General features: G+C 43.8%; 6 protein-coding genes. 3 read left to right on the forward strand and 3 right to left on the reverse strand.

All coding sequences use genetic code 11. From position 1 onward, the window contains the following. The first annotated feature begins 237 nt into the window (after window positions 1-237). The gene (locus tag QUB61_RS28030) at window positions 238-1,221 is read left to right on the forward strand and encodes an AraC family transcriptional regulator (protein WP_333133474.1); all 984 of its coding nucleotides are present in this window, start codon (window positions 238-240) and stop codon (window positions 1,219-1,221) included. 90 nt (window positions 1,222-1,311) lie between these two features. On the opposite strand, the gene QUB61_RS28035 is transcribed toward QUB61_RS28030, so the two are convergent. From QUB61_RS28035 to QUB61_RS28045, 3 genes are all read right to left on the reverse strand, one after another. Continuing rightward, the gene (locus QUB61_RS28035) at window positions 1,312-1,977 is read right to left on the reverse strand and encodes a hypothetical protein (RefSeq protein WP_333133475.1); all 666 of its coding nucleotides are present in this window, start codon (window positions 1,975-1,977) and stop codon (window positions 1,312-1,314) included. Between the two features lie 2 nt (window positions 1,978-1,979). Beyond that, window positions 1,980-2,972: an ImmA/IrrE family metallo-endopeptidase gene (locus tag QUB61_RS28040; RefSeq protein WP_333133476.1), complete on the reverse strand. Its 993-nt coding sequence runs from the start codon at window positions 2,970-2,972 to the stop codon at window positions 1,980-1,982. Between the two features lie 293 nt (window positions 2,973-3,265). After that, the gene (locus QUB61_RS28045; protein ID WP_333133477.1) at window positions 3,266-5,797 is read right to left on the reverse strand and encodes a VWA domain-containing protein; all 2,532 of its coding nucleotides are present in this window, start codon (window positions 5,795-5,797) and stop codon (window positions 3,266-3,268) included. Window positions 5,798-6,110: 313 nt separating this feature from the next. Here QUB61_RS28045 and QUB61_RS28050 point away from each other — a divergent pair, with 313 nt between their 5' ends. Both QUB61_RS28050 and QUB61_RS28055 read left to right on the forward strand, forming a co-directional pair. Next, window positions 6,111-7,097 (forward strand): AEC family transporter, encoded by a 987-nt coding sequence (locus QUB61_RS28050; protein WP_333133478.1) that lies wholly within the window; start codon window positions 6,111-6,113, stop codon window positions 7,095-7,097. A 166-nt stretch (window positions 7,098-7,263) separates the two neighbouring features. Beyond that, window positions 7,264-7,824: protein kinase domain-containing protein (locus tag QUB61_RS28055; protein ID WP_333133479.1), on the forward strand; the 561-nt coding region annotated here is incomplete at its 3' end.

Below are 7,824 nucleotides of genomic sequence, written 5' to 3' on the forward strand. Positions count from 1 at the left end.
CTGCTCTATCAATAGGGATGAATTTTTTAAGAAGCAAGGTTCGCCTTGATGCCCTTTTGGTTGTCAGTAGGGGAATCTCTTGCCCAATCAAAACTGAGTTTACTTTTGTATAAAAATCCAGAATGCTTACAAGAAGCCGAAATGGTTTTTCATTGCTTTTGCTTCATTCTAAGAATCCTCAAGGCCAAGCAATAGAACGATCGTCTAAGATTGTTGTACAATCCTCCAAACTTAGAAATGAACGCTGCCAAACCGAGTGAAAAGTCCGATATCGATTTAATGAACAACCCGCAGGCAAAGCGCGAGGCAGATAGAGCGCAAGCCCACAGAGACGAACTGACCGAGCGGATTGCCCAGGCGATCCGTCATGATGGGATGATTGAGCCGCTCAAAGGATTGTACTTCAACCGCTCCTCCTCACCTTCGGAATGCGTTCATAGTGTCTCTATCCCTGCCTTTTGTGTCATTGCTCAGGGCAGCAAAGAAGTGCTTCTGGGCTGCGATCGCTATCAGTACGACCCGATGCATTATCTGCTTGCTACGGTCGAACTGCCGATCGCCAGCCAAATTCTGGAAGCGTCTAAGGCGCAACCGTACCTTAGCCTTCGCCTCGATCTCGACCCGACTCTTGTTGGTTCAGTCATGGTTGAGGCGGGCGATCCCTCACCGCAAAGGGATGCCAATGTCAAAGCGATTGACGTAAGTCCGTTGGATGCAAATCTTTTGGACGCTGTGGTGCGGCTCGTCAGGCTTCTAGATTCCCCTGCTGAAGCTAATGTTCTGGCACCGCTGATTAAGCGGGAAATCATTTACCGACTCCTGATGGGAGAGCAAGGTAGTCGGCTGCGTCATATTGCAGTTCTGGGTGGCTCTACCCACCAAATTGCTAGAGCAGTCGATCGACTTCGCAAAGACTTTAACCAGCCGCTGCGGATTGAAAGCATCGCACGAGAGCTGGGAATGAGTGTATCGAGCTTCCACCATCACTTCAAGTCTGTCACTGCCATGAGTCCCTTGCAGTTCCAGAAGCAACTGCGACTGCAGGAAGCTCGCCGTCTGATGCTGGGGCAAAACCTTGACGCTACCAGTGCTGCTTACCGTGTGGGTTATGACGATTCCTCGCACTTCAACCGAGAGTACAAGCGGCTCTTTGGTATACCACCGATGCGCGATATGGAGCGGCTGCGAGAAGCTGCTAGGCAGATTGCGAGTTCAACTTGACATCCTTAAGATGCCCTTAAGACGGTGGAAGATGAAGATGAGGAAATTCCGTTTTAAGCCAGGACTAAGGCAAGCGTGTCACACTTAAATCTACTTGTAAGGATTTAGTAGATTACCTGCATCCTGCCGACACTCCTCAATATAATTTTTTAAAGTAGCTAGGGAGTTCTCAGGTGTTGATTGAAGCCCTGAACCAAAAACACTCTTAATTGCTGTATCACATTCTCGAACAGAAACAATGAGATCCCTAATAGTCTCAAAGCCATCGGCTTCAATATTTCTGAGAACAAGTTGCTCTAAGCACCATAATCTATGATTGAGAGATTCTTGAATGATAGGTAAGTTAACTTTTGCTAAGGCTTTGATGAATCTTTTATCTCCCGTAAAAATCTGAGCAGATTTATCTTTTTGGAGAATTTGTATAGCATGACTTGTGAGAATGGCTTCACCTTTATCGATATTTTCAATATTGGATAATTGAATAAAAATTTCTTGGTCAATATCAGATTCAGATATTTTTGGTAAAGCCTTAGTAAGGTAAAGAACTTGTTTATAATTAATCAGAGAATCTTCTGGTTTTCGACTTTTACCTGCTTCAAATTTTTTCCAATCTCCTTCAAATTTATATTGTGCCGTCTCTAGGATATTAACTTGCTCAGAACTAGCATCAAATAATTGAAGAGTCTTATTGAATAGCTGGAATGTAGCAAGCTTTTTGATGATGTCATTATCGATGCAATAGATACAGCTAGACAAAGCTATTCTCCTAAAATCTGGTCTAAGTAATCAGCATTATCGTCACTTAATTCCTCCCAATTTAGATGCTGCTCTAAAAATTTGTTAATAGTCTTGTGTCCTTCTTTAGCAGGATTGATTAAATTTACACATCCCATAGACAATGCAAAATAATCTTTATTATACCAGCCATAATTTAAAGCTAATGCAGATGGATCAATAGTTGAGTCACTTTGAAGAAGTTGAGTAATTTTATTCTTTAGGTCTTTTGCATTCTTAAAATTTTTCTTGCCGACGGAGTTGTCAAAACTGTTGACTAGCAGTTTAACTGCAAACTGATTGCTATCTTTTTCTTCTCGATCATCACAGTCTTGCTTAATATCATCATCAATCAAAATACCTTCTTGAATATGACCAAGGGCGAGATGACCCAGTTCATGGGCAAGATCGAATGCTAGACATACGGGTTGTGTCTTACCACTACTCAAGACAATCACGGGATGATCGGCTTGCCATTGGATCGTGCCTCTAATTTTGCGGGTATTTTTAGGGTAATTCTTAAAATAGACAACAGCGATACCATGTTCCCAACAGTAATCGAGCAAGCTGTATAAAGTGACTTGAGGATGTTTGGCAACTATCTCTGAACGAACTTGATGAGGGTCCGATGGGATGGGCTGAAATTCGAGCTTTATAGTATCAGCGACGACTTCCGCAACCCGTGAGGCAAGTTGATGGGCAACATCAGGTACGTCTGCTTTATCCTGTTGATGGTACTTGAACTTGGTATGGAGTAAGGGCTTAAACTGAGGCTTCTGATTCTCGGCTAAAAGACTTTTGAGGTCTAGGTGCAGACGTTGGGCAATATGACCAGCACCCTCTAGGACGGCGACGGGTTTATTGTCTAGTTCTTCATTCCACCAACTGGGCAAACCTTTTTCTCGAACGAAACGTTTTGAGAAACCGATCGCCGAGAGTTTTTTATAGAGAACAGACATTGATAATGTTTGTGTCATTGGCTTGCCCTCCGTATGAGAATTCGCGTAATATCATTGTAACCTAATTCCCTAGAATTTGGCTACTAGATTTTTTTTATAGCGTTAATCTCTATCCTACGACCGAATATTTTTTTGCAAAAGTAACACCAAATGAAAGTTACAAACCCGAACGATTCCGCTCGTTCCTGTCGTCTTGGCAACCTAACACTTGTCCCATCTACCTATTTCCTAGTCGCCACCGCTGCGCCTTTGCGGTTTATTTCAATCACCTATATTTGAGGAAGGTGGGCAAATAATGCCCACCAGAATTCCTACTTCCCTACCGTGAAATACTCATTCTTAGCATACACGCTAATAATGCAGTCGCCCACTTCAAAAAACATCCCCTCTTGCTCATCTTTAGAAAATTGCAAGTTGCCGTATTTAGAATTAATTTCCTCAGCAGTCGCCGCTTTTGCCTCCATTTCATCCGGGATAAGTCCGGTAGAACCGATATAGAAAACCAGCGGTGAAACTTTTTCCCTGTACACTTTTTCCGCATAAGCGTCCAGTCGCTCATTCGCATTAGCTAAAGCAGCGACAAATTCGTCTCGCTTGACATCTTCTCCCTGCCATTTCGCTTGCAAAAGGCGCAGCAAACTATCTGCACCCACTTTCGCTAAAGTAGCGCTAACAATTCCGTTATCCTCCAACCCCAAAAACTCATCGAAAATCAGTTTCATCAAGTCGTCAACTTTGGTGATTTTTGTTCGGGATGACAGCGTTTTGTGTGCGAAGACAACAGGCTCATCTAAGCTTATGTCAAATGTCGGTTTGGCTAGCTTTTCGCCCGTGTTTTTGTGGTAAGCTTCATAAAGGCGATCGAGAAATTTGTTAGCAGAGTGCAATTTGCCGAAGTTGAGGATGTTTTTGCTGCCGATGTCGATTTTGTAGCTGACTCGCGAATCTACTGAACCGTTGGCGATCGCACTTTTTAAATCTGTGTATTCCGTCGTCGTCGGAAAGTTGATGTAAAGGTTTTTTGACAGATAATGCTGTTTCAATTCTTCCAATTGTTCCGCAGTGTAAGCCTCAGATTCCTCCTTCAAATGAGCCGAGAGGATGCTAGAGAGAATTTTGATTTCTGCGAGTTCCTCAAACACTCCGTCAAGGCTGCCGTAACGCCCGTCAAAAGGCACTAGCGGCAAATTCTCTAACTTAATATCGTACTCGGAACGGAAGTCAAATTTTTGCACAGGCGAACCGTCTTTTTCAAGGACACCGCATTTTTTGAGCAAATCAAACACTGGTTTGCTGCTGATTTTGGTTCGCAGCGACTTAATATTAACTTCGCCGTCGCTGACAATAGTATAATTGTTGAAAGTATTGAGGTCTGTAACTAGAATTCCCGCCACTTCGGCGATTAAAGTTCCATCCTCAACTTTTACCAGCTTAGCTTTTCGGGTAATCAGCATATTGATGGTAGCGGTATTTTGATTGATGGTAAATGAACCCATTTGCACGTATTCGCCACCATCTAAGAATTCTGTTTTCAGCCAAGGCTTGACAAAGTTGCCGTTTTCGTCTCGCTTTCCCTCAATTCGCTTCAAACCTTTTCGCTGATAATTTTCTTGCAAGTGTTTCAAGTTGATGATGATGCTGTTGCTGTTTTCCTCCAATATCTCGATCAACTCCAGCAGGGAAATTTTCTCGCTGACTTTTACCCGATCGCCAATTTCATGATTTTTCAACACCTCAGGCGCAAAAACAGCCTGTTCCAAATCTTCCGTAAACTCCGCTATTTGGGCATTTGTCAAAGCTTTCGCGTGTTTTTCCGTCAAAGTAGCGTCGAAGGTACTCGCCAGCGCATACTTAGCCGTATTTAAATTGCCGTCAGCGAGGTTAGCTTTCGCAAAAGCAAACACCGACTCATCAGTTTGAGCAACGGGAACATCTAGCTTGTCATACTCATCTTTGGCGACTTTCTGATATTTGTAAAAAAGTCCCCGATCCTCTGCTTTCAGCCCGCAGATTTTCAGCGTGCTCGATGAACCGTTGATTTTCTTGCCGCTTTTGGAAACAAAAACTTGATAATCATATTCCTTAATTAACGGTTCTTCCAGCGCAGGTGCAACGGAACTGCCTAACAGTTTTGTGCTGTCGTAAAGAGCATCATAAACCATTTTGACTTCGCCAGCGCGGATGCAATTCCCCGATAACGTGTTGGCGATTTTGGAGAGCAGTTTGAAGTCGGCAGAGGCATAGGATATCGTGTTGGCAAACACATCCATGTCTTTGAGTTCTTCGCAAATTTCCCCGAGTTTTGCAGCTTCGGAATTGGCACTTGGGTCATTTGCATAGCCGTCTGTGTGCAAATTGATCGCTGTCATTTCTCCCGCTTTAACCAGAGATTTAGCGAGTTGCATCGACTGCGATATGCAGGTACTACCAGCCGTGTGGATTTTTTGAATTTCTTTGATGTATTGAGAGTCAAGCTTGAGCACTTCTTGAATGGGAATTCGCTGGAAATGACAAATTACGTCCCCATTGCCAGCATAGGAAATCAGGCTGACAATTAGCTGATAATTGTTGTATTCGTCTAAAGTCAAAAGCTTGATTAGGGTTTCTTTCAGCGGTTTTAAGTCATAATACATTGAGCCGGAACGGTCGATGATGATGATGCTGTGAGCGACGGATTTTTCTGGGATATCACCGGGCTTTCTTTCTAAATTAATGCGATCGACTAGATAGAAGGCCTTTGCGTTTCCGGCAAAATTGTAGAGGGTAAATTTGGTGCGAGTATTGGAGGCTGCTTGGCTGCTGGAACTTTTGACTTGAGATGATTGTTTTGCTTGCCGTGCCATAGTTTTCACCTATGTTGACTTATTCCTCAACTTAATCATGACACGCGCTTCTGTGAATGTCAAGGCCTGTGTGGAAAATTATCTGCGAAGCTGAATAAGCATTAATATTTAGCGCTGCGGTGCAATGGAAAACTGCGGCGCTAGGCTAAAGGTTGGCTGTTTTGGCAAAAGTAGCGGATCTGCGTAAGGATCGCGAATTAAATAACTTACAATTTTAATTTTTATTGTGGGACGGGCGGGACGCCCATCCCACAAACTTGTGGAAGTTATTTAATTCTCATTCCTAAGTCGTTTAGTAAAAATTTAGTCAATCATGGTTTATTTAGAAAATCCGCTGCTCAAACTTTATCTAAATGTGTTCGGATGGGTTGCGTTGGGATTTTTTCTCGGCCGCCTGCTACCGAGAAGCTATTCTACATATTTAGCCAAGTTTCTTTTCTTCTTTGGCACGCCATTGAGCATTGTTGCTTTTATCCGCAGCGCCAATTTGTCTGGCGCTATTTGGATGGCGCCGCTGATAGCTTGGGCGGCAATTCTAGCAGGTGGAGGACTCGCTGGGATTTTGATAAATTTCGGTGTCGGCGAGGAACGTTTCAAGACTCTTAATCCGATCGCCCAAAATAGCCCGGAAAACACTACCGCTTGGAGTTTGCCCACTCAAGGCAGCTTCTTATTGGCAACGATGGTTGGTAATACGGGTTTTTTAGGCATTCCCATCACCTTGTCCTTATTAGGATCGGAACACTTTGCCTGGGCGTTGTTTTACGACTTGCTAGGCACTACCACGGCAATCAATATACTCGGAGTTGCTATTGCTTCTCACTGCGGTAAAAGCGATCGCCCTCAGAGTTGGTTAAGTCCGCTGCGGGCAATTGTTCTGAATCCGGCCTTGTGGGCTTTTGGTGTAGGGTTTGTCTCGCGCAGCTTGCCGCTGTCGGCACAAATCGCAGAATTGTTAACAACAGGCGCTTGGACTGTAATTACTTTAGCTTTAATTACGATCGGGATGCAGTTGAGCAAGTTGAATTCCTTGCACAACCTCAAACAAGTTTTGGCAAGTCTTGCGATTAAAATGCTGTTAGTTCCCTTGGTAATTGGCACGGGATTAACGTTTTTGGGGATCGCGGGCGCGCCGCGGCTTGTGCTAGTGCTGCAAATGGCGATGCCTCCTGCTTTTGGTACTACGTTGTTGGCCGAAGCTTTCAATCTCGATCGCGAATTAGCCGTAACTGCGATCGGCATCGGCTGCGTTAGTTTATTATTCACTATTCCCCTATGGATGAGGTTATTTAATTTTTAAGAAAAATAATAATTTCTCAGTTTAAAACGTTCTTTACTTCAGCGATCGCCATCACAAACATTGAGCGCTCTATGTTATATTGATTAAAAATAAGAATCAGGGGGCTTGGAAACAGTAGGGGCTTCTGCTAGGGAAATAAACCGCAGATAAGGTGAATAACAAGAGTATGCCAAGTAGAAATTTTACATTGACAGGTTATCAAACTCTCGCTCCCCTTTACTCAGGAACTCGCACCCTAGTTTATCGAGCTTTCCGCACTAACGACAAACAGCTTGTAGCCATTAAAGTTTTGCGGAGTAAGTATCCCAGCTTTAGCGAACTGGTGCAATTTCGCAATCAGTACACGATCGCCAAAAATCTCAGCTTGCCCGGAATCATCGAAACCTACAGCTTGGAACCCTACCAAAACAGCTATGCGCTGGTAATGGAAGACTTTGGGGGAATTCCTCTAAATGAATGGATGCAACAAGGGGAAACTGCGCCGACTCTGGGCGAGTTTTTGCAAGTGGCGATCGACCTGAGCGATACATTAGATATACTCTATCGCCAGCGGATAATTCACAAAGACATTAAACCGGCCAATATTTTAATTAATCCGCATACAAAAAAAGTCAAACTCATTGACTTTAGTATTGCATCCTTGCTGCCCCGGGAAACTCAAACCCTGATGAATCCTAACGTCTTGGAAGGGACACTCGGCTATTTGTCTCCCGAACAAACGGGAAGG

The organism is Microcoleus sp. C2D2, from assembly GCF_036702495.1.
Classification (GTDB): domain Bacteria; phylum Cyanobacteriota; class Cyanobacteriia; order Cyanobacteriales; family Microcoleaceae; genus Microcoleus.

What these genes read in the sequence shown, in the direction of transcription:
- QUB61_RS28030 (WP_333133474.1), top strand. Translation starts at nt 238, where the DNA reads ATGAACGCTGCCAAACCGAGTGAAAAGTCCGATATCGATTTAATGAAC.
- QUB61_RS28040 (WP_333133476.1), bottom strand. Translation starts at nt 2,972, where the DNA reads ATGACACAAACATTATCAATGTCTGTTCTCTATAAAAAACTCTCGGCG.
- QUB61_RS28045 (WP_333133477.1), bottom strand. Translation starts at nt 5,797, where the DNA reads ATGGCACGGCAAGCAAAACAATCATCTCAAGTCAAAAGTTCCAGCAGC.
- QUB61_RS28050 (WP_333133478.1), top strand. Translation starts at nt 6,111, where the DNA reads ATGGTTTATTTAGAAAATCCGCTGCTCAAACTTTATCTAAATGTGTTC.